At 41.4% G+C, this 23,911-nt stretch carries 27 protein-coding genes and 2 pseudogenes; 25 read left to right on the forward strand and 4 right to left on the reverse strand.

The genetic code is table 11. From position 1 onward, the window contains the following. The first annotated feature begins 8 nt into the window (after window positions 1–8). From J502_RS06950 to J502_RS07050, 21 genes and pseudogenes are all read left to right on the forward strand, one after another. Complete coding sequence (locus tag J502_RS06950; protein WP_005014717.1) at window positions 9–431, forward strand: ExbD/TolR family protein; 423 nt, start codon at window positions 9–11, stop codon at window positions 429–431. Further along, a complete protein-coding gene (gene msbA / locus J502_RS06955) occupies window positions 431–2,158 on the forward strand; it encodes a lipid A export permease/ATP-binding protein MsbA (RefSeq protein WP_034683563.1) in 1,728 nt (575 codons plus the stop codon). Before J502_RS06950 ends, msbA begins: the two co-directional genes overlap by 1 nt. Window positions 2,159–2,161: 3 nt before the next feature. Further along, complete coding sequence (lpxK, locus tag J502_RS06960) at window positions 2,162–3,172, forward strand: tetraacyldisaccharide 4'-kinase (protein ID WP_005014713.1); 1,011 nt, start codon at window positions 2,162–2,164, stop codon at window positions 3,170–3,172. Between the two features lie 9 nt (window positions 3,173–3,181). Next, window positions 3,182–3,943 (forward strand): 3-deoxy-manno-octulosonate cytidylyltransferase, encoded by a 762-nt coding sequence (kdsB, locus tag J502_RS06965; protein WP_005014710.1) that lies wholly within the window; start codon window positions 3,182–3,184, stop codon window positions 3,941–3,943. A gap of 17 nt (window positions 3,944–3,960) precedes the next feature. Continuing rightward, complete coding sequence (locus J502_RS06970) at window positions 3,961–4,944, forward strand: DNA polymerase III delta subunit-related protein (protein ID WP_005014708.1); 984 nt, start codon at window positions 3,961–3,963, stop codon at window positions 4,942–4,944. 18 nt (window positions 4,945–4,962) lie between these two features. Further along, entirely contained in the window at window positions 4,963–5,304 is a 342-nt protein-coding gene (locus J502_RS06975; protein ID WP_005014707.1) for a PilZ domain-containing protein, read from the forward strand. 43 nt (window positions 5,305–5,347) lie between these two features. Continuing rightward, on the forward strand, window positions 5,348–6,121 hold the full coding sequence (locus tag J502_RS06980) for a TatD family hydrolase (RefSeq protein WP_005014702.1): 774 nt from the start codon (window positions 5,348–5,350) through the stop codon (window positions 6,119–6,121). 39 nt (window positions 6,122–6,160) lie between these two features. After that, the gene (locus J502_RS06985; protein WP_005014700.1) at window positions 6,161–6,769 is read left to right on the forward strand and encodes a TetR/AcrR family transcriptional regulator; all 609 of its coding nucleotides are present in this window, start codon (window positions 6,161–6,163) and stop codon (window positions 6,767–6,769) included. Window positions 6,770–6,783: 14 nt separating this feature from the next. Next, the gene (locus J502_RS06990) at window positions 6,784–7,347 is read left to right on the forward strand and encodes a prepilin-type N-terminal cleavage/methylation domain-containing protein (RefSeq protein WP_005014699.1); all 564 of its coding nucleotides are present in this window, start codon (window positions 6,784–6,786) and stop codon (window positions 7,345–7,347) included. Continuing rightward, a complete protein-coding gene (gene gspI / locus J502_RS06995) occupies window positions 7,337–7,723 on the forward strand; it encodes a type II secretion system minor pseudopilin GspI (RefSeq protein WP_034683567.1) in 387 nt (128 codons plus the stop codon). Before J502_RS06990 ends, gspI begins: the two co-directional genes overlap by 11 nt. After that, complete coding sequence (gene gspJ, locus J502_RS07000) at window positions 7,720–8,355, forward strand: type II secretion system minor pseudopilin GspJ (protein WP_005014695.1); 636 nt, start codon at window positions 7,720–7,722, stop codon at window positions 8,353–8,355. Before gspI ends, gspJ begins: the two co-directional genes overlap by 4 nt. A gap of 22 nt (window positions 8,356–8,377) precedes the next feature. After that, complete coding sequence (gene gspK, locus J502_RS07005; protein ID WP_034683569.1) at window positions 8,378–9,322, forward strand: type II secretion system minor pseudopilin GspK; 945 nt, start codon at window positions 8,378–8,380, stop codon at window positions 9,320–9,322. A gap of 96 nt (window positions 9,323–9,418) precedes the next feature. After that, window positions 9,419–10,015, forward strand: a complete 597-nt coding sequence (locus J502_RS07010; protein WP_005025581.1) for a 6-pyruvoyl trahydropterin synthase family protein — start codon at window positions 9,419–9,421, stop codon at window positions 10,013–10,015. A gap of 44 nt (window positions 10,016–10,059) precedes the next feature. Further along, complete coding sequence (gene ung / locus J502_RS07015) at window positions 10,060–10,773, forward strand: uracil-DNA glycosylase (protein ID WP_005025584.1); 714 nt, start codon at window positions 10,060–10,062, stop codon at window positions 10,771–10,773. After that, window positions 10,770–11,894: an enoyl-CoA hydratase/isomerase family protein gene (locus J502_RS07020; protein WP_005014691.1), complete on the forward strand. Its 1,125-nt coding sequence runs from the start codon at window positions 10,770–10,772 to the stop codon at window positions 11,892–11,894. Before ung ends, J502_RS07020 begins: the two co-directional genes overlap by 4 nt. A 3-nt stretch (window positions 11,895–11,897) precedes the next feature. Beyond that, on the forward strand, window positions 11,898–12,389 hold the full coding sequence (gene tadA, locus J502_RS07025; RefSeq protein WP_034683570.1) for a tRNA adenosine(34) deaminase TadA: 492 nt from the start codon (window positions 11,898–11,900) through the stop codon (window positions 12,387–12,389). Between the two features lie 82 nt (window positions 12,390–12,471). Further along, on the forward strand, window positions 12,472–12,906 hold the full coding sequence (locus J502_RS07030) for an SRPBCC family protein (RefSeq protein WP_005025590.1): 435 nt from the start codon (window positions 12,472–12,474) through the stop codon (window positions 12,904–12,906). Between the two features lie 10 nt (window positions 12,907–12,916). Further along, window positions 12,917–13,600, forward strand: coding sequence for a (d)CMP kinase (cmk, locus tag J502_RS07035; RefSeq protein WP_034683572.1), 684 nt, complete (start codon window positions 12,917–12,919; stop codon window positions 13,598–13,600). A 105-nt stretch (window positions 13,601–13,705) separates the two neighbouring features. Next, the gene (rpsA, locus tag J502_RS07040; protein WP_005014687.1) at window positions 13,706–15,379 is read left to right on the forward strand and encodes a 30S ribosomal protein S1; all 1,674 of its coding nucleotides are present in this window, start codon (window positions 13,706–13,708) and stop codon (window positions 15,377–15,379) included. Window positions 15,380–15,535: 156 nt separating this feature from the next. Further along, window positions 15,536–15,840, forward strand: a pseudogene (locus J502_RS07045) (integration host factor subunit beta). 21 nt (window positions 15,841–15,861) lie between these two features. Next, window positions 15,862–16,227: a lipopolysaccharide assembly protein LapA domain-containing protein gene (locus J502_RS07050; RefSeq protein ID WP_034670049.1), complete on the forward strand. Its 366-nt coding sequence runs from the start codon at window positions 15,862–15,864 to the stop codon at window positions 16,225–16,227. 84 nt (window positions 16,228–16,311) lie between these two features. Here the strand turns inward: J502_RS07050 and J502_RS16520 are convergent. Beyond that, window positions 16,312–16,638 (reverse strand): annotated as a pseudogene (locus J502_RS16520) (AzlD domain-containing protein). After that, window positions 16,635–17,291, reverse strand: coding sequence for an AzlC family ABC transporter permease (locus tag J502_RS07055; protein ID WP_034670048.1), 657 nt, complete (start codon window positions 17,289–17,291; stop codon window positions 16,635–16,637). The pseudogene J502_RS16520 and the gene J502_RS07055 overlap by 4 nt, the downstream one beginning before the upstream one ends. Before the next feature lie 90 nt (window positions 17,292–17,381). On the opposite strand from J502_RS07055, the gene J502_RS07060 reads away from it, so the two are divergent. Further along, window positions 17,382–17,930 (forward strand): helix-turn-helix domain-containing protein, encoded by a 549-nt coding sequence (locus J502_RS07060; RefSeq protein ID WP_034670047.1) that lies wholly within the window; start codon window positions 17,382–17,384, stop codon window positions 17,928–17,930. Window positions 17,931–18,043: 113 nt separating this feature from the next. Further along, entirely contained in the window at window positions 18,044–18,724 is a 681-nt protein-coding gene (gene pyrF / locus J502_RS07065) for an orotidine-5'-phosphate decarboxylase (protein ID WP_005025601.1), read from the forward strand. A 124-nt stretch (window positions 18,725–18,848) separates the two neighbouring features. Here the strand turns inward: pyrF and J502_RS07070 are convergent, their stop codons facing one another. Together J502_RS07070 and J502_RS07075 are read right to left on the reverse strand one after the other, a co-directional pair. Beyond that, window positions 18,849–19,757 (reverse strand): LysO family transporter, encoded by a 909-nt coding sequence (locus tag J502_RS07070; protein ID WP_005014679.1) that lies wholly within the window; start codon window positions 19,755–19,757, stop codon window positions 18,849–18,851. Window positions 19,758–19,804: 47 nt separating this feature from the next. After that, a complete protein-coding gene (locus J502_RS07075) occupies window positions 19,805–21,316 on the reverse strand; it encodes a flavin-containing monooxygenase (RefSeq protein WP_034670045.1) in 1,512 nt (503 codons plus the stop codon). A gap of 152 nt (window positions 21,317–21,468) precedes the next feature. Here J502_RS07075 and J502_RS07080 point away from each other — a divergent pair, with 152 nt between their 5' ends. Continuing rightward, window positions 21,469–22,476 (forward strand): helix-turn-helix domain-containing protein, encoded by a 1,008-nt coding sequence (locus J502_RS07080; protein WP_034670044.1) that lies wholly within the window; start codon window positions 21,469–21,471, stop codon window positions 22,474–22,476. Window positions 22,477–22,563: 87 nt separating this feature from the next. Continuing rightward, complete coding sequence (zapE, locus tag J502_RS07085; protein ID WP_034670043.1) at window positions 22,564–23,700, forward strand: cell division protein ZapE; 1,137 nt, start codon at window positions 22,564–22,566, stop codon at window positions 23,698–23,700. The last annotated feature ends 211 nt before the right edge of the window (window positions 23,701–23,911 follow it).

A 23,911-nucleotide genomic window follows, 5' to 3' on the forward strand; every position in this document is an offset into this window, starting at 1 on the left:
CAAATATCATGAAATTCAAGCGCTCTCAAGTGGAAGATATCCAGATTAACCTGACTCCCATGATCGACTGCCTACTATTTATTCTGGTATTTCTGCTTTTGTCTACGACATTTAATCAGCAAAGCCGTCTTAACCTGACCCTGCCAGATGCACAGGGTGTTCCACCAAAACAATACGATCAAAAAATCGAGGTTATGGTAGACTCTTCCGGCCATTACGCAGTCAATGGACAAGCTTTGTCCAGTAAAGAAGTGGCTGATTTAAGCGCAGCAATCAAGCAGGTTGCTGAAGACCGGCGTGATTTGATGTTTATTATTGCGGCTGATGCCAAGGCCACCCATCAGGATGTAATCCGTGTGATGGATACGGCCGGACAGCTGGGCTTTGTAAATGTCAATATTAGTACCAAGCTCCCTACCCGAGGTTATTAGTGAAGCAAGATTTTAAAGTTTATGCGCGTCTCCTGTCTTATTTAAAGCCTTACTGGGGGGCAGCTTTACTTGTACTCGTCGGTTTTGGTATTAATGCTTCTACAGAGGTATCAGTTGCCAAGCTGCTTGAATATATCATTAATGCCATTCAGCACCAGAACCAGCAGAATTTAAACTGGTTTCCATTTCTGGTTATTATCTTGATTTTTTTCCGTGGATTGGGGCTATTTATTGGCGGCTACTATACAGCTGTCATCTCACGTAGTCTGATTTTTCAGATCCGGCAAGAGGTGTTTGCCAAACTATTGCGTTTACCTGCCCAGTATTATCTGGACAATAACAGCGGGCAGATTACTGCCAAAATCATGTATAACGTGGAGCAACTTACAGCTGCTTCTTCTGAATCTTTAAAAACACTAGTTCAGTACGGTTTCATTACATTAGGCCTAATTGGTTATCTATTATATACCAACTGGCGTTTAACTATCTGCATCTTGATTTTCGCACCACTGATTGGACTGTTGATCCGCAAAGCGGCTAAACGGATGCGCAAGCTTTCCGTACAGGTGCAAAATACTATGGGTGATATTAACCATGTTGTACAGGAAAGTGTAAATGGCAATGCAGTCGTAAAAGGGTTTGGTGGAGAGGCCTTTGAGCAGGAGCGTTTTTATCATCATTCTAATGAAAACCTGAAACGTGGCCTGAAAATGGTCATTGTACAGCAGATGAATAGCCCAATTGTTCAGCTGATCATGGCAATTGCAATGAGTATTATCATCTGGATTGCTTTGCGCCCACAGGTTCTGGGTAATACTTCAGCAGGCGAGTTTGTCGCTTATATTACAGCTGCCGGATTACTGGCTAAGCCGATCAAGTCTCTAACAGATATTAATGAAAAGTTGCAGCGGGGGATGGCTGCTGCCTATTCAGTATTTGAATTACTGGATATGCCTGAAGAAAAAAATACAGGTGATTTAAAACCTGTACTAAAAGGCAATATTGAATTTAATCAGGTAAACTTGACTTATAGTGATGGCTCACAGGCTATTTATGATTTTAGTCTTAATGTAAAAGCTGGTGAGACAGTAGCATTGGTTGGACGTTCTGGTGCAGGTAAAAGTTCTCTGGTGAATTTGCTGGTACGTTTTCAGGAAATCAGTTCCGGAAAAATTTTACTAGATGGCTTCGATATTCAAAAAATCGAACTGACAGCCTTGCGTTCTCAAATCGCAATGGTAAACCAGCAGGTCGTACTATTTAATCGTAGCGTGCGAGACAACATCGCTTACGGCCAGCTACAAGGGGCAAGTGAGGCTGAGATCATTGCAGCTGCAAAAGCAGCCTATGCCCATGATTTTATTATGAGTTTGCCGCAAGGTTATGACACCATTCTGGGTGCACAGGGACTTAATCTTTCAGGTGGTCAGCGTCAACGTATTGCAATTGCCCGTGCTATTTTGAAAAATGCTCCAATTCTGATTCTGGATGAGGCTACCAGTGCACTCGACAATGAGTCTGAGCATTTCATTCAAAAAGCCTTTGATAAGGCTATGCAAGAACGGACCACTATTGTTATTGCACATCGTTTATCTACTATTGAGAATGCAGACCGGATTGTGGTTATGGATAAAGGCCGTATTGTCGAGCAGGGTAACCATCAGGAACTGATGCAAAAGCATGGCGCGTATTATCAGTTGCATCAGCGTAATTTTGAGGAAAACTGATCCATGTCAATGGCCCAGTTGATTCAAGATGCATGGAATAAGCAGGCTGCTTGGCTGATTATTTTAAGACCATTGGCATGCTTGTATCGTGGAGGATTTTTGATAAACCGCTGGTTCTATCAGACAGGTTTAAAGAAAGTCTATCACTCACCTGTGCCGGTTATGGTTATTGGCAATATTACCGTGGGCGGCAGTGGAAAGACACCACTGCTGATTCATCTGGTTAAATATTTGCAGAGTAAGCAGGTGCGAGTGGGGGTGATCAGCCGCGGATATGGAGGCAAAGGACCATTTCCAGCACAGGTTTCTGTTCACTCCACACCTGAGCAGGTTGGTGATGAACCTTGCCTGATTGTACAGTCGACCGGTATACCAATGGCAGTAGGCAGTAACCGGCAAGCTAATATTGAACTGTTATTGCAACATCATTCGCTTGATCTGATCATTAGTGATGACGGGCTACAGCATTGGGCATTGGGCCGGCAAATTGAGTGGGTTGTACTGGATAATAACCGTGGCCTAGGCAATGAAAAACTCCTGCCAGAAGGATACTTACGCGAACCGAAGAGCCGTCTGCAGAAAGCTACTGTAATTGAACATGCTCAGCATCCTCAGTCTGTATTTAATATGCATCTTGAGCCTGGACAGCCTTATTTGCTTAATCCTGGTGCAGGAAAAGAGCAGAGATTTGATGCCACTCTGGAATTTCATGCAGTTGTAGGTATCGGTTTTCCTGAGCGCTTTTATCAGACGCTCGCTTCACTGGGCATTAATCGGATTTATCATCATGCCTACGCAGATCATCATGATTACCAGCTTAAAGATCTGGAATTTGGTGACTTGAAACCGCTGATTACTACTGAAAAAGATGCAGTAAAAATCCGCCAACTTCTAAAGAGTGTTCCAGAATTTAAAAGGCAGATTTGGGTCGTGCCAGTCGATGCGATATTATCTTCTGCTTGTTATGCACTGCTGGAACAACAGCTTGGTCAATATGATATACAGATTTCTTAAGGTCTTTTTATGAAACACATCGTCATCCCTGCACGTTATGCAAGTTCACGTCTGCCAGGTAAACCGCTTCTGGAAATTCATGGACGTCCAATGATTTTACGTGTGGTAGATCAGGCCCGTAAAGTTCAGGGATTCGATGATTTATGTGTGGCAACTGATGATGAGCGTATTGCAGAGGTGTGTCGGGACGAAAATGTGGATGTGGTGTTAACCCGTTCAGATCATCCATCAGGTACGGACCGCTTGAGTGAAGTTGCACGGATCAAGGGTTGGGGAAGTGATGATATTATTGTTAATATTCAGGGTGATGAACCTTTATTGCCGGCTCAACTGGTACAACAGGTTGCACAGCTATTAATAGATCAGCCCCAATGTTCAATGTCGACTTTATGCGAGCCGATTCATGAGCTTGATGAGTTTCAGCGTGACAGTATAGTTAAAGTGGTAAAAAGCCTTCATGGAGAGGCTTTGTATTTTAGTCGAGCCACTATTCCTTATGATCGTGATGCTGCCCGGCAGACTATACCGCAGTTACATACGCAGGCTTTTCGTCATCTGGGGCTTTATGCATATCGTGTGAGCCTGCTGCAGGCTTATGTAGGTTGGGATATGGGACCGCTTGAAAAACTGGAAAGTCTAGAGCAGCTGCGTGTACTGGAAAATGGCCATCGTATTGCAATTGCTGTTGCTATGGCTAACTTGCCACCGGGTGTAGATACTCAGGCTGATCTTGATCGGCTAAATGCATTGGATATTTCCTATTTTGAATAACTGCTGGAACAAGTAATATGGAAAATGTTCTTGAGCAATCCCGGATTTATCCTTGGCAGCAGCCAGTATGGGAAACACTGACACGGCGTTTTCCTGACATCGGTCATGGGCTACTGTTTTACGGCAAATCTGGCTGTGGTAAAGAAGCTTTTAGCCGGCATTTTCTCGCCTGGATACTTTGCCAGAATAAGCAAGCTCAAGGACCGTGTGGGGAATGTAGTAGTTGTCAGTGGTTAAAATCAGATACACATCCCAACTATGTACATATTTCGACCGATGAAGAAAATAAAAAACAGAATGCTAAAATTCGCATTGAAAAAATACGCGATTTACAGCCTTTCGTACAGCAAACTGGTGAGGGCTGGCGCGTTATAATGATTGAGCCAGCTGAAGCACTCAATATTGCTGCGGCAAATGCATTGCTTAAAACTTTGGAAGAACCAGGGGAGCGCATTGTCATTATTTTACTGGCTGATCATTATTTAAAGTTACCGGCAACTATTCGCAGTCGACTGCAGCACTATGCACTGGATCGAATCAGTACTGAACAGGCAGAACAGTATATCCGTCCCAACTTGTCTGACCTGAACCAGCAAAATTTGCAGCTTTTAATGAATCTGTCCAGTGATATGCCTTTACAGGCATTAGAGTTGGCTGACTCTGCATGGTTGCCGAAGCGCCAGGAATTTCTTAAAGATTGGGAAAAACTGGTAGCTCAAAAAAATATGCCGGTATTCTTTGCATCAAAATGGCATAAAGAGCTGACATTTCCTGAATTTATCACTATGTTTGAATACTTGTTGTGTGATCTGATTTGTGTCAAGCTAAATCAAAACCTGAAGAATGTTGATCTTAACCTGAAGCCAGTTGCTGAACATTATTCGCTTGATGTTTTGTTCGAAATCTATTCAGATTTGCAAAAATCCAAGCAGCTTACTGAGCAGAATGTACAGGTTAACTTGGTTCTGGATCAACTGTTCATCAGGCTGATGAATGTTTAAGACTTAAGGGGAAAGTCGATGCAACCACGTATGGGCGGTATTATTCAGGTGAATATACCTGACCGGGCAACCTTGCAGGCCAGTTATATGGGTTTTGTTCAGGGTGGTGGTCTGTTTATTCCATCACAACAGCCAGTAAAAATGGGTGAAGAGGTTTTTGTGCTAGCTACTTTGCCTGGACAAGCTCAGAAAGTACCCTTGACTGGCAAAGTCATCTGGATTTCCCGCAAACAGAATGGAATTCGACCTCAAGGTTTCGGAATTCAGCTAAGTGGCGAGAAAGGAATTTATTATAGAAGTGAAGCTGAAAAGCTGCTTGCCGGTAGCCTGACTTCAGATCGTCCGGGTTATACCGTCTAAAACTGTCGATTTTTAAGCTCACTGGTTGTTATAGGAAAAAATTGTGTTTGTAGATACTCATTGTCATTTAACCCTGCTGGACCTGTCGCCTTATGATGGTGATATTGATCTGGCCATTCAGGCGGCAAAAGATGTAGGGGTATCAAAAATGATGAGTATCTCGGTAAATCTGGATGACCACATTGAGCTTTCGCGAATTGCCATCCGTCATCCTGAGTTGGGCTATAGTGTAGGTGTGCATCCTTGTGAAGATGCCACAGTCATGGCGCGTGCTACGACTGAATATCTGGTTGAGCTAGCACAGGCAGAAAAAGTATGGGCGCTTGGTGAAACCGGTCTCGACTATTTTCACAGTACGGATTTTATTGCTGAACAAAAAGAATGTTTCGCCCGTCATATTCAGGCTTCAAAAATAGTAAAAAAGCCAGTAGTTGTACATACGCGCTCGGCTAAGCATGACACGGTTGATATTATTCGTGCCGAAGGTTCTGAACATGGAATTCTGCACTGTTTTACAGAAGATTGGGAAACTGCCAAGGCAGTCCTGGATTGTGGTTACTATATTTCTTTCTCGGGTATTGTATCCTTTAAAAATGCTCAGGATTTGCGAGATGTTGCCAAACAGGTCCCCCTTGACCGTATTTTGATTGAAACGGATAGCCCGTATCTGGCACCAGTACCTTATCGAGGTAAATCTAATGAACCAAAATATGTTCCATATGTAGCCAAAGCCTTAAGTGATGTATATGATAAACCGCTTGAGGAGATTGCTTTCATAACAACACAAAATTTTGAAAACCTCCTTAATTCAAAGTAAATACACATTGAAAAGCAAAAAGAGAGTAATCGGGTGAAGATGGATCGTCAGGCCCAGTTTCGGGCAAGAGAAGCATTAATATTTCAAGTGGCAGAGCAACTCCTGTTAGAAAATGGTGAGTCAGGCATGACACTTGATGCACTGGCGGCAGAACTCGATTTAGCCAAGGGTACTCTATACAAGCATTTTCAAAGTAAGGATGAGTTGTATATTCTGCTTATTATTCGCAATGAGCGGATGTTGCTGGAAATGATTCAGGATGGCGAAAAATCTTTTCCTGAACACTTGGCTTTTTTCATGTTGCATCATCTGCATCATCCGGAACGTACCGTACTTTTTCATCAGATTGAAGAGCGGCTTTCGATTACCGGACAGGGAATCCACCATCTTTTTAGTGAGCTCTATCAGGTCCGTAAACAGCGAATGCGTATTATTATACGCATGACCGAAAATTATTTGGAATCCATTGGCAGTATCATGACAGTGCGTGACTATCTGGCTTCGATCTGGTCACTAACACATGGCGCGGCAGCAATTTTAAATTCAAGTTTTTATCAGCGTTATCTGGGGTCGCGTGATACTTTAAGAGTGGCCTATATTGATCAGGCTTTGGCACTGCCCAAGCAGGTTAATGAACAATATGCCTGACATGGAATAATCTAATGATCCGTTCATCTTCATCTGCTCATTATGGTTTTACCTTAATCGAACTGATGGTGGTCATTGTGATCATTGGTATTACGACATCTCTTGTTGTAATGAATTTGGATGGTATTGATCAGCGCAAAGCAATGCAGGCTAGAGAAGTTTTTTTACTGGACCTGCAGAAAATCAACCGGGAAGCCAATGACCAGGCACGTATACTCGCACTTGAGACGCGATCAGCTACTGATGTAAATACTTTTGTTTATAACTTGCTTGAATATCAAGCTGCGGCTGATATGAAAACTACTACTGGGTTTTTAGCTCCTACATCAGAAAAATGGCAGAAATATAGTGAGTTTCCTTCCCGACATTTGCCCCCAAATGTCAGCTTTAGTATTCAGCCTCTCGATCATGATTTTCAAAACGCCAGTAATGAAGAGTTATTAGGAAGCCGAGCACCTAAACTGATCTGGCTGGGAAATGGAGAAGTGAGGCCTGTACGCATCCAGTTCTATCTGGAGCAAAGGCCGGTAGGCCATGAAATCGAAATTGATTATTTAGGTAAAATTAGTGAAACCTAAAGGCTTTACATTACTTGAAGTTATGGTTGCGCTAGCAATTTTTGCGATAGCAGCAGTTGCTCTGACAAAAGTAGCCATGCAATATACACAAGCCACCTCAAATGCAATTTTAAGGACAAAAGCGCAATTTGTGGGTATGAATGAAATTGCTCTCATGGAAATGAATCAGGCGTGGCTACAGGGAAAAGAGTCTAAACAGGTAACATCTCAAGGTGAAACCTGGCAAATTGACAAACAGGCAGCTTCCACCATCAGTCCAAATGTACAGCGTATTGAAGTACAAATTAGTCTGTTTAATACAGAGCAGGGTAAGGTTGAAAATGGAATTGCGACCTTGGTGTTTTTTAATCATCCACTCAAAGAAAATACTTCATGAAATATAAACGGGGTTTTACTCTGGTGGAGCTGTTGGTCGCGATTGCGATTTTTGCAGCACTCTCTGCGCTGGGTTGGAAGGTCTTTGATTATCTGATCAAAGTAAAAGAACGAAATAGTATACATGAGCAAAATCTTGCCCGGTTACAGGAAGCTTATCAGCAAATCTTACGTGACAGCCTGCAGCTGATTCCATTAACTGCAAATAATGGAGGAGAGTTGCGTCCTGCACTTGAATTAAACGATCAGCATTTTATTTTTAGTAAAGCTGGTGTAACTGATCCTTTGGGCCAGGGGCTGGGGCCTTATGAGCGGATCGAATATCAATACAGTAGTGCAGACCAGAAACTGTACCGGTTAAAATATCAAAACCTGAATACTTCAACTGCTATTCAGCCCCAGTCAAGTGTGCTTCTTGATCAGGTCGAGCAATACCGGATTAGCGTCTTAAATCCGGCTGAACTAAACAGATGGCCTGAAGGCGTATTGAATCCTGCTTCCCAATCAGAACAGCTTAAAATTCTACCGCGCGGTTTTAAAATCAATCTGACCATAAATGGAACTGAATACGAATGGATTTACAGCCTTTCAAATACAGGTGATTTAAAAGAAAAAACAATAAATCTATCTTAAAAGTAAAAAACTGGGGATTACTATGCGGCAGCAACAGGGTATAGCACTTATTACTATTCTGATGATGGTTGCCTTGGCAACCATTCTGGCTGCCACTATTGCCAAGCGGCAAAGTCAGACAGCAGATAATACCGCTTACCTGATGCGGCAGGACCAATCTTTACTCTATACTAAAAGTGCTGAAGCATTTTTCTCTGAAATCCTGCGACAAGACAAAGAAAATGCTGGAGATATTGATCATTTACAGGAAATTTGGGCACAGCCTATGCCTGCCTTTCCCGTAGAAGATGGTTATATTTCAGGTCGTTTAAAAGATGAAAGTGGAAAGTTTAATTTAAATAATCTGGTTAAGGCAGATGGTACGGTTAATCCGGATGCTCAGGCCTGGTTTGAGCGCTTGCTGGTCCGTGTTGGTCTGCCTGCCGAACTAAGCCAGGCAGTGATTGACTGGCAGGACCCTGACGATCTGACTATAGGTGCTATGGGCGCAGAAAGCAGTTATTATCAAGGTTTGAATCAACCTCATCTTACTCCCAATACCCGGTTTTTTAGTATTGAAGAGCTGAAGCAGGTAAGAGGGTTCGAAGGAAAAAAATACCAATTGATAGCGCCTTATGTAAGTGCATTACCAGCAGAGACCAAAATTAATATCAATACAGCACCTGCTTTGGTTCTTGCCAGTATGGATGAGAAGCTTGATCTGAATGCTGTCACAGATGCTTTGCAGCGTAAGCAAAGTAATATGGAATACTTTAATGCCACAGGCGATTTGTGGGGACTTGAGCCATTCGATCAGATAAGTGCTACCAACAAAGCACAAGTAAATCCATTGCTGGATATAAAGTCAGATTTTTTTAAAGCTGAAATTGAAGTACGGCTCTCAGAACGTAAACGGCAGTTCACAACATACTTTAAACGCGATGAAAACCAGATCTATGTATATTTTCGAAGTCTTGCCCCATTTTAGACTGCATGAATTGTGAGCAGTTATAAAAATAGCTGCGAACTACTTTACTTTTGCTTTATAATTAAAAATATTTGCAGTCAATTACCTATTCGGCGCATGTTAATTCGTAAGTTATTTAAGTTTGAAAACGCTCATATCGTGCGAAATTGCACTTCGGATCGCTGTAAGCGTTCAATTCATGGCCATAGCTACAAGGTTGAGTTGTTACTCAAGGCTAACCGGTTGGATCATGGACAGATGGTCTACGACTTCGGCCTGTTGAAAGGGGTGATTAAAGATCTTTTCGACAGTTTTGACCATGCCATCTGTTTTTGGCAAAATGATGACCAGGAATATATTGCAGCGTGCAAAAAATTTAGTGCGCGCTGGATAGCTCTGCCTGTTTCACCCTCTGCTGAACAGTTTTCGCGCATTTTCTTCTTTCTAGCCCAGCAGGTTCTAAATTCAACCGTTACCCAGAACGGGGAAGGTGATGTTGAGGTTTACTCGGTAATTGTGCATGAAACAGATACAGGTTATGCACAGAGTTTTCAGGAAGATATAGAAAATAGGCAAATGGGTTTATTACAGCTTGAACAGATCGAATTTTCTGAACAGGTTCAGCAAGAATGGGCCGATCCGACCATGTATGAAAGATTGAAACAGGGTTTGAAATTTGAAAATCCTGGAGTTGAGCTGCAGGTCAAGCTTTAAAACTTCGGATATTTTATTTTGGATAAGACTTTAAGGAAAAAGGCATGCAGTTAACTGAGCAGCAAGATGAAAAATTGAGTAAGGTTCAGTTAGACGAAAGTTGGAAATATGCCTTGGCAGATTTTTTGCTGGGTGCCAAGATAGAACACTTGCGTAACTTCTTGCGAGAAGAAAAGAAAGCTCAAAAAACAATTTATCCCCCAAACCCGGAAATATTTAAGGCATTAAATATGACTCCACTTGACCAGGTGAAGGTCGTAATTTTGGGGCAGGATCCTTATCATGGGCCTAATCAGGCCAACGGGTTGAGCTTTTCTGTACATCGTGGTGTAGGTTTACCGCCATCATTACGTAATATTTTTCATGAACTGCATACTGATCTGGGTGTGCCTGAGCCTCACCATGGTGATCTGACCAAATGGGCAAAGCAAGGTGTATTACTGCTAAATAGCGTATTGACTGTTGAGGCAGGTCAGCCAACTTCTCATCAAAAGCAGGGCTGGGAAGATTTTACCGATTATGTGATTGATGTGGTAAATGAACAGCGGGAACATGTTGTCTTTATTTTATGGGGTGCATATGCACAGCGTAAAGGACAGCGAATTAATCAAGACAGACATTTGGTCTTGAAAGCTGCTCACCCTTCTCCTTTGGCAGCCAACCGTGGTGGTTTCTTCGGTTGTAAAGTATTCTCCAAAACAAATAATTATTTAACACAACATGGCATTGAGCCTATAGACTGGCAGCTGGACGCATGACAAATTCTCCCTTACTAAATTCTTATCATCCTGACTTGGTCGTTGAAGCCGCGGACAATGGCTGGCGTATAGTACGTTTAAATCGTCCGAAATCCTTGCATGCTCTGGATGAATCTATCGTTTCTGCATTACTGAAGGCTTTTGAAGATTTTCAGCATGATGATCAGGTCAAGGCTATCTGGTTAGATTCAACAACACCAAAAGCCTTTTGTGCAGGTGGAGATGTTCGTAAACTACGTCAATTAGTCATTAATCATGAAGTAGATACAGCGAACCGGTTTTTTGAACAGGAATACGCACTGGATTTACTCATTCATAATTATGCCAAACCAATTCTGGTCTGGGGAGAAGGTTATGTTATGGGAGGTGGGCTGGGCTTGTTTATGGCAGCACCGTTCCGGCTGGTCACTCCCTATTCGCGGTTAGCTATGCCTGAGATTAATATTGGTTTATATCCTGATGTCGGTGCAAGCCGTTTCTTGGCAGATCGGGGTCCGATAGGTTTATTTACCGGTCTGACGGGTTCAATTATGACCTCTGCTGGCGCTTATGGTATCGGTTGGGCAACCCATATCTGTGATGCACAGCGTGATGTAGTATTACAAAAAGTCATCAGTATTGATTGGAATCATTATCCTGCGGGAAGTTTCCGTGCGATTGATGATACCTTAAACAGCCTGCACCGACCGGTGGCCCCAGGCCCATTACAGAATTCACTTGATGTGATTCATAGTGTCTGCCGGGGTATAAATTTTGAACAGGACTATCAGGCTATTATTGGTTTAAGTGATGCTCGTAGTGACTGGTTGCGTCAGGCAAGCGAAAATCTGCAAAAGGGCTCGCCTGCCACAGCCGCACTTACTTGGCTGTTATGGCAATGGGGGCGTCAGGTTCATTCTTGGAATGAAGTATTTGAGCTTGAACTTCAAATTTCCAACTGGAAAATCCGCCATCCTGATTTTGTTGAAGGAGTACGTGCACGACTGGTGGATAAAGATTTGTCACCTGAGTGGAAACAAAGTGCCGATTTAAGTCTGCGCAGTATCTTGGGTGATCAACCACCAGTAACCACAAATGAAAGCTGGAACAGACTACTTAAACAATATCAGGTGATTGACTGATATATGCAGCAACATGAATTCGATGATCATTACTGGATGCAGCTTGCCTATGAGCAGGCTGCACTTGCAGCGTCAAAAGGAGAAGTTCCGGTAGGTGCAGTAATTGTAAGTAATAACCAGATTATTGGTGTAGGACATAATCAGCCAATTTTCAAGCATGACCCAACAGCTCATGCAGAAATACAGGCTCTTCGAGAGGCTTGTCAATTAACACAAAATTATCGACTGCCAGATGATGCTACTTTATATGTCACTCTTGAGCCTTGTACAATGTGTGTAGGAGCGTTAATCCACGCACGGGTGCAGAGAGTGGTTTTTGGAGCTACTGAGCCTAAAGCCGGGTCACTCGTCAGTGCGCGCCGCTTATTAGAGAGTGGTTATTATAATCATCTATTTCAATTTGAATCAGGCTGTTTACAAGAACAGTGTTCACAACAGCTAAGTGATTTCTTTAAAATGCGGCGTGAACAGAAGCGTCAGCAGAGTAAACTCTGAACTAATCTCCATAAAATAGATACCATCATGGTTTCAGAACTCTTTAAATTATCAATTTTCAATAAAAAACACAGGAAAGAAAATGAATTATATTGAAGTAAAAAAACAGTTTAATGCGCCTGTATCCGAAGTCTTTGAATTGCTCTCCAAGCATTCAACATATAATACAGCATTTGCACCTATACAGGTCGTGCGTAGTAAAGACTCAGCTGATCCGCAGCGTCCGGACGGGGTCGGATCAGTTCGCCGTATGGGATATGGACCAGTCAAACCTCTGCAAGAAGAAATTACACTGCTTGAAGAAAATAAGCGTATTGAATATAAGATTATTAAAAATCCTTTAATCCGACATCATTTAGGCCGAATTGAGTTTGAAGAGCTGGCAGGAGATAAAACTTTAGTGCGCTACCGGATTGAATTGCAGGCAAAGGCACCGTTTGTCAGTAAATTAATACTTGCACAGCTTAAAGGCGCGATTACACTAGGTCTCTCAAAGTTAGCAAAATCAGTTTCTTAATGGAAAATTAATGACAGTTCAAATTATTACTATCGATGGTCCAAGTGGTTCAGGAAAGGGGACATTAGCAGCGAAGCTCGCCGAATATTATGGTTATCATTTACTTGATTCGGGAGCCTTATATCGCCTTTTAGGGCTGTCATTACATAAACGTGACCTGTTTGAAGAATTGGAAAGCAACCTGGCTGGCTGTGCAGATATTGCTGCACAGTTGAATATACGCTTTAAAAGCACTGATCAGGGCACGAAAATCTATTTAGATGATGAAGATGTTACTCAGACTATTCGTACTGAACGGGTTGGAGAATATGCCTCAAAAGTAGCTGCTGTGCCAGAACTGCGCGCAGCCCTGTTTACACGGCAGCGTGATTTTGCACAGCAGCCTGGCCTGGTTGCAGATGGTAGGGATATGGCTACAACTATCTTTCCTGAAGCGCAGGCGAAAATCTATCTGACTGCATCTGCCGAGTCGCGTGCAGAGCGCCGCGTAAAACAGTTGCAGGGTATGGGGCTGGATGTTAAAATAAGCGACATTTTAGCTAATATACAGGCGCGCGACAAAAGAGATATGGAACGTGAAGTTGCTCCTCTTAAGCCTGCACCAGATGCTTATATTATTGATAGCTCAAATTTGAGCATAGATCAAGTGTTTAAGTTGATGGTCGACTATGTCGATGCCCGATTAGCGCATTAAAGAATATCAACAGAAGCATAGCTTGATCAGTTCTTATGGACTATGTGGATGTTTAACTAAACCGGCCTTGTCTGATCCAAGACCGTTGACTTTATCAGGTATATCATGACCGAATCTTTTGCAGCCCTCTTTGAAGAAAGCGAATTAAACCTTAACGTTGAAAAGGGTGCAGTCATCCAAGGTGTTGTAGTAAGCATCGATGCTGACTGGATTACTGTTGACACTGGCCTTAAATCTGAAGGCGTTGTTGACCGTGCTGAATTTTTAAATGACCAGCGTGAACTTGAAGTTCAAGTTGGTGATACTGTAGACGTTGTTGTTGAAGCTCTTGACAACGGTATGGGCCAAACAGTTTTATCACGTGAAAAAGCAAAACGTGCTGAAACTTGGACTAAACTTGAAAAAATCTTTGAAGACGGCGAAATCGTTACTGGTGTTATCTCTGGTAAAGTTAAAGGCGGTTTCACAGTTGATATCGGTCCAGTTCGTGCGTTCCTGCCGGGTTCTCTGGTAGACACTCGTCCGATCCGTGATACAACTCACCTTGAAGGCAAAGAGTTAGAATTTAAAGTAATCAAACTTGATGCTAAACGCAATAATGTTGTGGTATCTCGTCGTGCAGTAATGGAAGCTGAATCTTCAGCTGACCGTGAAGCTCTTCTTGCTCAGCTTGAAGAAGGTCAAACAGTTACTGGTACGATCAAAAATCTTACTGACTACGGCGCATTCGTTGACCTGGGCGGTATTGATGGTCTTCTACACATCACTGATATGGCTTGGAAACGCATCAAGCACCCATCAGAAGTGGTTGAAGTAGGGCAAGAAGTTACTGTTAAAGTGCTTAAGTTTGACCGTGAGCGTAACCGTGTATCTCTAGGCCTTAAACAGCTTGGTGAAGATCCATGGATGGCGATCATGAACCGTTATCCTAAAGGTTCTATCGTTAAAGCTCGTGTAACTAACCTGACTGACTACGGCTGTTTCGCTGAGATTGCTGAAGGCGTTGAAGGTTTGGTACACGTTTCAGAAATGGACCATACTAACAAGAACATCCACCCATCTAAAGTTGTTCAGATCGGTGACGAAGTTGACGTTATGGTTCTTGAAGTGGACGAAGAACGTCGTCGTATCTCTCTGGGTATTAAACAAACTCGTGCTAACCCATGGGAAGAGTTTGCTAAGAACCACGACAAAGGTGAAAAGGTTTCAGGTACAATCAAGTCAATTACTGACTTTGGTATCTTTATTGGTTTGCCAGGTGGTATTGATGGTCTGGTTCACCTGTCTGACATCTCTTGGAACGAACAGGGCGAAGAAGCAATCCGTCGTTACAAGAAAGGTGATACTGTTGAAGCCGTTATCCTGTCTGTAGATGCTGAAGGCAACCGTATCAGCCTAGGTATCAAGCAATTAAACAGCGATCCGTTCAATGATTTCCTTGCTGCTAACGAACGTGGTGCTTTGGTTAAAGGTACTGTAACTGCTGTTGATGCTCGTGGCGCAACTGTGAAGTTGGCTGACGAAGTTGAAGCTACTCTGAAAGCTTCTGAAATCAACCGTGATCGCGTTGAAGATGCAACTAAATTCCTTGAAGTTGGTCAGGAAGTTGAAGCGAAGATCATCAATGTTGATCGTAAATCTCGCTCTATCAACCTGTCTATCAAAGCGAAAGATGAAGCTGAAGAGAAAGAAGCTGTAGCTAACCTGCGTCAGACTTCAACTAATCAAGACAATGGTCCTAAGACGATTGGTGACTTGATCAAGGCTCAAATGAAGTAATATGTAAAAAAGGACATAGTAGTGTAACTACTTAGTACTTTTTATACAAATACTGTAAACGGTAGCGTAGTATTAGTATACTGCGCTACCGTTTTGTATTTAAACAGGTTATTATCTGCAAGAGTTAGAGTAGCTTGATAACTTAAGAGGTCATAGATGACTACTGAAGCACTTAATAAATCCGATTTAATAGAGCGAATTGCCCTGAAAAACCCGCATTTGGCTGAACCTCTTGTTGAAGAGGCCGTAAAAATCATGATTGATCAGATGATTGAAGCGCTGTCTACAGACAATCGTATTGAAATACGCGGATTCGGTAGTTTCGCATTGCACCATCGTGAACCACGTGTTGGCCGTAATCCTAAAACTGGTAAAGCGGTAGAAGTTGCAGCGAAAGCCGTACACATTTTAAACCGGGTAAAGCACTCCGTGACGCAGTAAACGAATCTGCCAATAAATAAACTTAATCATGTGGGGTGTTTATGCGTTATCTCTTAGTCGCCTTATTAATTATTGTATTTGGTTATGCACTTGCACTTGTACTGCAAAATGGAACCGAACTTTCAGTTGACTTGTTATTTACACAAGTTCCAGCTATGCGTTTGGGACTTTTGCTATTATTGACCCTATGCTTGGGAATCATTGCAGGTTTGCTACTTGGTGTGCAAGTATTCCGCGTATTTCAACGCAATTGGGAGATTAAACGCCTTCGCCAAGACATTGAGCATTTACGTAAAGAACAGATTCATACTGCTCAGCTAGCAGCTGCCGAAGCCGCAGCAAGTGCCCGACATGAAAAAACAGTTTTAGATATTAATTCGGAAAGCCAGAATCGTACACCATTATAATTTTTCTAGTTTAACTCTTATAAAATCCAGCTGATTTTATAAGAACCTTAAAAGCTCTTTATTGGAATAAAGAGCTTTTTTTGTTTATGCAAAGCCTATATACCTCAACATACCTGTAACGGTCATTGCAATCATAATGACTATGATAAAAGAATACTTTTTCCATGCAAATACGACTGCAACTAAAACTCCGACTAATTTACTCATGCCACTAAAATGATCTTCAGTAAATAGTGTATTGAATAACGCTAAGCTAAACAGAAGCACACAAGCAGAGTCTGCAAAGAGCTATTGATGAGATTCTTTAAATGTAATGCGACTGGCTAAATAGAACCCAGAATAACGAATCAGATAGGTACCTAATGCAAGAATTATAATCGCTATAAATATATAACTTTCACTATATTTCATTTTGTTTTTCGTCCTATTATTAAACCAAACATAGACACCAAAACAGGAAGACCTGTTGGAAGTAAGGGAATAGAGGCCAAGGAAAGTGATGTACCCAGAAATACTCGATTTCGTGTGGTTTTATTCTTGAGCATTGGCAGGATTAAGGCAAAAAGAATGGCTGGGAATGCTGCATCAATACCAAAAATATAGATATCTGGAATATTTTTGCTAAGCAGATAACCGATAAATACACCAAGCGGCCAAAGCATGCTGATGCCTAAACCACACATCCAGTAGGCCCACTTTTTTGAATGAGTATTTTCTTGGCTGAGGCCGAACATGACACTCTCATCATTCATAATATGGCAAGCAAAAAATTGATAAGTATTTTTTTCAATATAAGTAGCAACTGATAGGCCAAAAGGGAAATGCCTTAAATTAATTAATATACCGGTCAATGCAGCAAAGATTGGATTGGCACCTGATGCAATCAAACCAATGAAGGTAAACTCTGCAGCGCCTGCCAATACAAATATAGATAAAGCTAGAGGAATCCATAAATGTATATGGAAACTGGCTGCAATCGACCCTAAAGAAATGCCTACAATACCGGTTGCCACCGAGATAAGTGTGATAGTTTTAATTAATTTGTTTCGCTCTTCATTGCACATCTTTTGTTTTCTATATCAAACGATCGTACGATATAATAGTTTAATTTTATATTGTTCGTCAAAACGAACATTTGTTTTTTATGGTGAATTATGACATTACCTATTGAGATGGTGGCTAAAGGACTACAAAGAGAAAGACAAAAAGCGGGATTGTCATTGACAGAGGTAGCCCGCCGCGCAGGTATTGCCAAATCAACCTTATCTCAACTGGAAGCTGCGCAAGGAAATCCAAGCTTGGAAACATTATGGGCTCTATGTGTGGCTCTAGATATTCCATTTGCAAAATTAATGGAGGCTAATACTGCACAAACACAGGTTATTCGTTTTGGCGAAGGCCCATCCGTCAGTTCTGAAATTGCTCATTATCAGGCAATATTACTGGCAAACTGTCCCACAGGTGCCAGACGAGACGTTTATATCCTTACTACACATCCAGACGAACCGCGTTGCAGTCAGCCACATTCAATCGGAAGTATAGAACATATTATTATTATGAAAGGTAAGGCTAAAGTAGGCTTAGTTTCAGAACCGATTGTGCTTAATGAAGGGGATTACATTTGTTATCCTGCCGATCAGGCTCATATTTTTGAGGCCTTAGAACATGATACGAGAGCTATTCTGATCTCTGAACAGAGATAAATATGTTTTAGAAAAGATAACCAGGCTTTTTTGCATTATCAATATATTCCTGCTTTGAGCATGGCATGAATCACTTTATAATTGGCCGATTTTTATAAGATGGAATTAAACTTGTGAGTATTATTGTTGCCTTAGATGCAAAAAGCCAATATGACGCCCTGAAAGTTGCAGATCAACTTGATCCATCACTATGTCGTGTCAAGGTAGGCAAAGAGCTTTTTACTCATGAAGGTCCATCAATTGTTAAAACCTTACAAAATAAAGGTTTTGAAGTTTTTCTTGATTTAAAATTTCATGATATCCCGAATACTACAGCTCAAGCAGTGTGTGCCGCCGCTGATCTTGGGGTCTGGATGGTAAATGTCCATGCTTCAGGTGGCCGTAAAATGATGGAAACCTGTGTAGAGCGATTAAGAGCAGGACAGTATCCTACCCAACTGATTGCAGTAACAGTACTAACCTCACAAACACGCGATGATTTGCGTGATATTGGTTTAGATGTTGAGCCTTTTGAGCAGGTTAAACGCTTGGCAAAGCTTACTCAGGAAAGTGGTCTGGATGGTGTCGTCTGTTCTGCCCAGGAAGCTCCACTATTACGTAAGGAACTAGGACAAGATTTTGCACTGGTTACTCCCGGTATCCGTCCTGCCGGTTCAAGTGCGGATGACCAAAAACGTATCGTGACTCCAAAACAGGCTGTGCTTGATGGTTCAACCCATTTAGTAATTGGACGTCCAATTACACAATCGACTGATCCTGCCGGAGCCTTAAAAGAAATTCTAGCCAGCTTATAATTGGGTAATCGTAAGTTTAACTACTGCAGACAAAGCTGATCACTAGTTTATCAGCTTTGTTTTTTGGCATAACCTTCTGAGGATTTAGATCAAGTACAAATAAATTCAAACTTATATTTTTGTTTTATAAAAATATAAAAAAGCTTATTAGTAGAGGTGCCAGTAAAGTTAAGATTAGGCCACTCATCATGGCATGAGGAACATAATGAGTCCCGCAAGACTGTTTGACCATGGCAAGTGTTACATCCATGGAAGTTGCTCCTGCACTAGAAATTGCCGAACGCGGAAAACGCCAACCGATACAATACATCAGTAAAATTGCAAAAACTTCCCGGAACAGATCAGTGAGCAGAGCAATACTGCCAAGCTGTGGAGAGTGAATCTGACTCAGCAGGATGCCAGACATTGAGTACCAGCCATAACCTTGAGCTAAGGCCAGAATTTCATTCGCTGTGTAACTCTGTAATAAAGGAATGCATAATAATGCAGCCAAGCCAGAACCAATAAAAGCCGCTAATGGAACAACCAAAATTTTCCAGCTTAACCAGGCACGGTCAAAATGGGTATGAGCCAGCTCCACACCAATTAGTAAAATAAAAACCAGTAATAGATACCAGCTGTTAAAAGAATATTCATTTCCAGATAATTTAATCAGCCAGCCAATGCCTGCACCCGCCATTAGAGCCAGCAGAGCATAACTGATATTCTTAATTGCCTTTAAAAACAGGTGTAAGGAAATTGAGCCTTTGACACTGCTACGGTCTAGCCATTGATAAGCAAATAAACAGACCAAGAAAGATCCTAATGAGGTCAGTAGAGCAATTAATAAGGCAGGTTTTAAAATATATAAAGGATGTTGTAACTGTTGTAGAGCTTGAAAAAGTTCAAGCGATACACTTATTAATAGCAGATAAGAAAAATACGGCAAGATTTTGAAAATAAGTTTTTGTACAGGAACAGGTAATTTTTTTGCGGATAAAAAGCCTAAACCCAAGGCTAAAAAAATTTGTAAAACCAGAATAAGAGAAGTCATGAATAAGCAGATGCAATCAACACCTGCTTATTATGTCAGGGAAAAATTTAAGCTGCACGGCTTATGGTGCTATTTCCTAAAAAATGATAATCCGCCGGATTTACCTTTCGGGTTTCTAGCCAGTATCGCCAAGTGTAAGTAGGCCATAGGGAAAAGTTTTTGCCGCCATTTTGCTGATACCAGCTAGTGCAGCCAGACTGCCAGACTGTACCTTTAAGCATGTCTTGGACTCGATGATTAAATTGATCCTGTACTTCAGCTTTAACAACGACTGCCTGAGTATGAGTTTTTTCAACCAGCTGAATCAATTGCAAGATATGCTCGATTTGAGATTCAATCATAAATAAAACGGAATTATGCGCCAAAACAGTATTTGGACCTAGTAACTGAAACAGATTCGGGAAACCTTTAGTACTTACCCCATAGTAGCTTTCGGCGCCATCTTCCCAAGCCTTTGCTAATGATTGATTATGCTGGCCAATGCATGGAAAATTCTTTAGGTAAACACGGGGATCAGTGATAAAACCTGTACCATAGATCAGGCAGTCAATTCCTCGGGTCTGACCATCCTGAGTAATAATGCTGTCTTCAGTAATCTCCCGAATCTTATCAGTTACAAGTTCAACATTGCTCCGGTTGAAGGTTGGATAATATTTATTTGATACCAAGATGCGTTTACAGCCCATAATATAATCAGGTGTAAGTTTCTTGGCGATAGTTTTATCTTTAACCTGGAATCGTATAAAAGCGCGGCCTAGTTTTTCTACATAGCGCATAGCAAATGGCTGTACAATTGGAATAACCCGTGATTCATTTGACCAGTACAGCCGGATCCGATGTAATTTCCTGAACCATTCCTGCTGAGCAAAAAGGTTTTTCTCCAACTGGCCATATTTGCGTTCGTCGCGTGGAATGACCCAAGCTGCACTACGCTGCATTACATAGAGCTGTTTCACCTGTGAGGCTATTTCTGGAATATATTGAATGGCGCTGCCGCCTGTACCAATTGATGCAACTGTTTTACCTATCAGATCGTATTCATGATCCCATTGTGATGAATGGAAAATTTTCCCATTAAATTTTTCGATACCTTTTATTTTAGGAATCTGCGGTATATGAAGCGGCCCGGAAGCAAAAATGACAAATTGGGCTTCTATATTCTCCTGCCTATCAATTTCAATATGCCATATATTTAACTGTTCATTATAAAAAGTTCCAGTGATTTCTGTATTGAATTGAATATATTGGCGCAGTTGATAGTTTTCAGTAAGATTTTGTATATATTCAAAAATTTCTGGTGCCTCGGCGTAACGCTTTGACCAGTCTGTTTTTGGCGCAAAAGACAGAGAATACATGTGTGACTGTACATCACAGGCAGCTCCCGGATAGCGGTTTTCGCGCCATGTGCCCCCTACATCTCCTGTTTTTTCAATAATAATAAAGTCATCAATGTTTTGCTGTAATAACCGAATTGCGGCGGCTAAACCACCAAATCCCGCACCAATAATTGCAACTTTTACTCTGCGTCCAGTTACAGGTTCTATATTATTTTTCTGCATTCTCTGCTAAGTCCGTTCTATTTTTATACAAATTATACAGCTTTGCTTATATTGGCCCATGATAGCAGCAACATAAATATTGATAGATTCGGCAATTAAAAAGATGAGATTTTTATAGTAAAACAGACAGGTCAGGGTAAATTGAATTATTCATGAAGCGTTCTATTCTCGGTTTGATGTATTTAATACAAGGTATGCGTAACGCTGGAATTGATGTTGATTCACGGCTCGCAACAATTGGTATCAAGCCGGATGCTTTGGATCCGACTTCTATTATTCATCCCAGCTTGGAATGGGATATACAAAAAGTTGTGGGTGAAGGGGTAAAGCCTGAAACAGGACTATTTATTGGGCAGCATTACGCGCTTGCCGGTTATGGCCCTTTGCTGATGCTCCTTGTAACCAGTAATAATATCCAGACTGCTCTTGAAAAGGGGATCCAATACCAGGGTCTTACTCACCTATTTGGAACTTTAGGCCTTGAAGTCATGGCTCATCAGGTTGCATTGACATATTTGCCAGTAGACCTAAACTCAGATATGGGATTGCTACGTGCCCAATGCGAAATTTCGGGAACTTATAAATTTATTCAAGATATTTATAAAATGATGGGACTGGTTGCACCTACTTTAAGAGTTGAGTTACCTTTTAAAGCACCTGAAGATAAAGAGCAATTACAGCTGTATCAGAATTATTATGGTGCAGATCTGCACTTCGGTTTTAAGCAGGCGAAATTTGGATTAAATTCGCAAGTACTTGAAATCAAAATTCCTTCTGCAGATCCAATTACCCATCGGGTTTATGAAGCTAAATGTATTAGTGAGCTACAACGTTTAAATCATGATGATGCAGTACCTTCACTTATTCAGCGCGTACATGACTATTTAGAGCTGCAAAAGGGGGTAATTCCTACTATGGCAGAGACTGCACAAGCACTTGGTATTCCAGAACGTACCTTGCGCCATCAGCTACAACAGTTCAATACCAGTTATAAAGAAATTAGAGAACAGTTGATTAAAAACAAAGCATTAAAACTGATTGAATATAAAGAGTACTCAATTGAGGTTATTGCTGAGTTACTGGGCTATTCAGAACCGGCCGCATTTAATCATGCCTTTAAGCGCTGGTTCGGACAAAGCCCAAGACAATATGGTAAATAGCCTAAGTTGGGTTATGCCAAAGTTTTATATGTTTCACTATATTCTTCGTTATACTTCCCATTAGCCCATAAAACGTATCAGAATTATATGCTAGAGCTTAAATCATCACACAGTACAGCTTTTTCACCCGTCTCTCCAGCCGAGCATTATTCTCAAGCTTTATCTTCTGGACAATTTTTACCTGATGAAGCACAGGCACAAGCTGTGCAGGAGCTGGACCGGGTCTGGCATGAATTGATTCACCGATATAAGGCTTCTAAGAAAGCATTTCGCCGTTTTCGCCGGCAAACTGCACCGCGTGGTGTATACATGTGGGGTGGGGTTGGCCGTGGAAAAACATGGCTAATGGATCAATTCTTTGAGTCTATTCCATTTCGCCGCAAGTTACGTATGCATTTTCATCACTTTATGCAACATGTACACCGTGAGTTAAATAAGCTGTCTGGCCAGCGTAATCCCCTAGATCTGGTGGCTGACCAGATTTACAAAGATGCAGTTATTATTTGCTTCGACGAATTTTTTGTATCAAATGTCACTGATGCCATGATTTTGAGCGATCTGTTTCAAAAATTATTCCAGCGCGGTATTACGCTGGTAGCGACCTCAAATATTGCACCAGATGGTTTATATAAAAATGGTATTCATCGTGACCGTTTTTTACCTACCATTGAAATGGTCAAAAAAAACTGCGTCGTGTTAAATGTAGATGCTGGAGTAGATTATCGGTTACGGGTGTTAAAACAGGCGCAGCTTTTCAAGGCACCGCTCAGCCACGAAGCACAGCAGTGGATTGCCCAAAGGTTTTCTGCATTGACCCAGACTCAGGTGCAGTCTCAAGAATCAATTATTATCAATAACCGTATTGTAGAGACTATCGGTCATACTGAAGATGTGTTGTGGTGTGAATTTTCAGAACTTTGCCTTAAGCCTCGCAGCCCGTCAGATTTCATTGAAATAGCCAATATTTATAATACGGTACTGGTCAGTAATGTTCCGCATTTAACTGATCAGATTAATGATGCAACCCGACGTTTTATTTATCTGGTTGATGAGTTCTATGATCGGGGAGTAAAACTTTTACTTACCTCTCAAGATGATATTATTAATATCTACCAGGGAGAGAAGTTGGCGTTTGAAATTGAGCGTACCCGTTCAAGATTGCTAGAAATGCAGTCAGATGAGTATCTGCATTCAGAGCACAAGCAAATTCACGGCGCCCAGTAAAATTTTAATCAAGCGTTCTACGGAACGCTTTTTTATTATTTATATTAAATAAAACCGCGCAGTATCGGCATGGTTTTGCTTTAATACGTGTGATCAGTTATTGTAAAAGTTATAAAAGATAGGTAGAAAAGCTGGTACTTAAGTCTAATTTTCGAAACCTCTCTCTTTATCCACTATAAGTAAATTTAAAGCGGCTGAATATAAACGTATT

The sequence above is a fragment of the Acinetobacter sp. 1294596 genome, from assembly GCF_000582925.1.
Taxonomy (GTDB): domain Bacteria; phylum Pseudomonadota; class Gammaproteobacteria; order Pseudomonadales; family Moraxellaceae; genus Acinetobacter; species Acinetobacter radioresistens.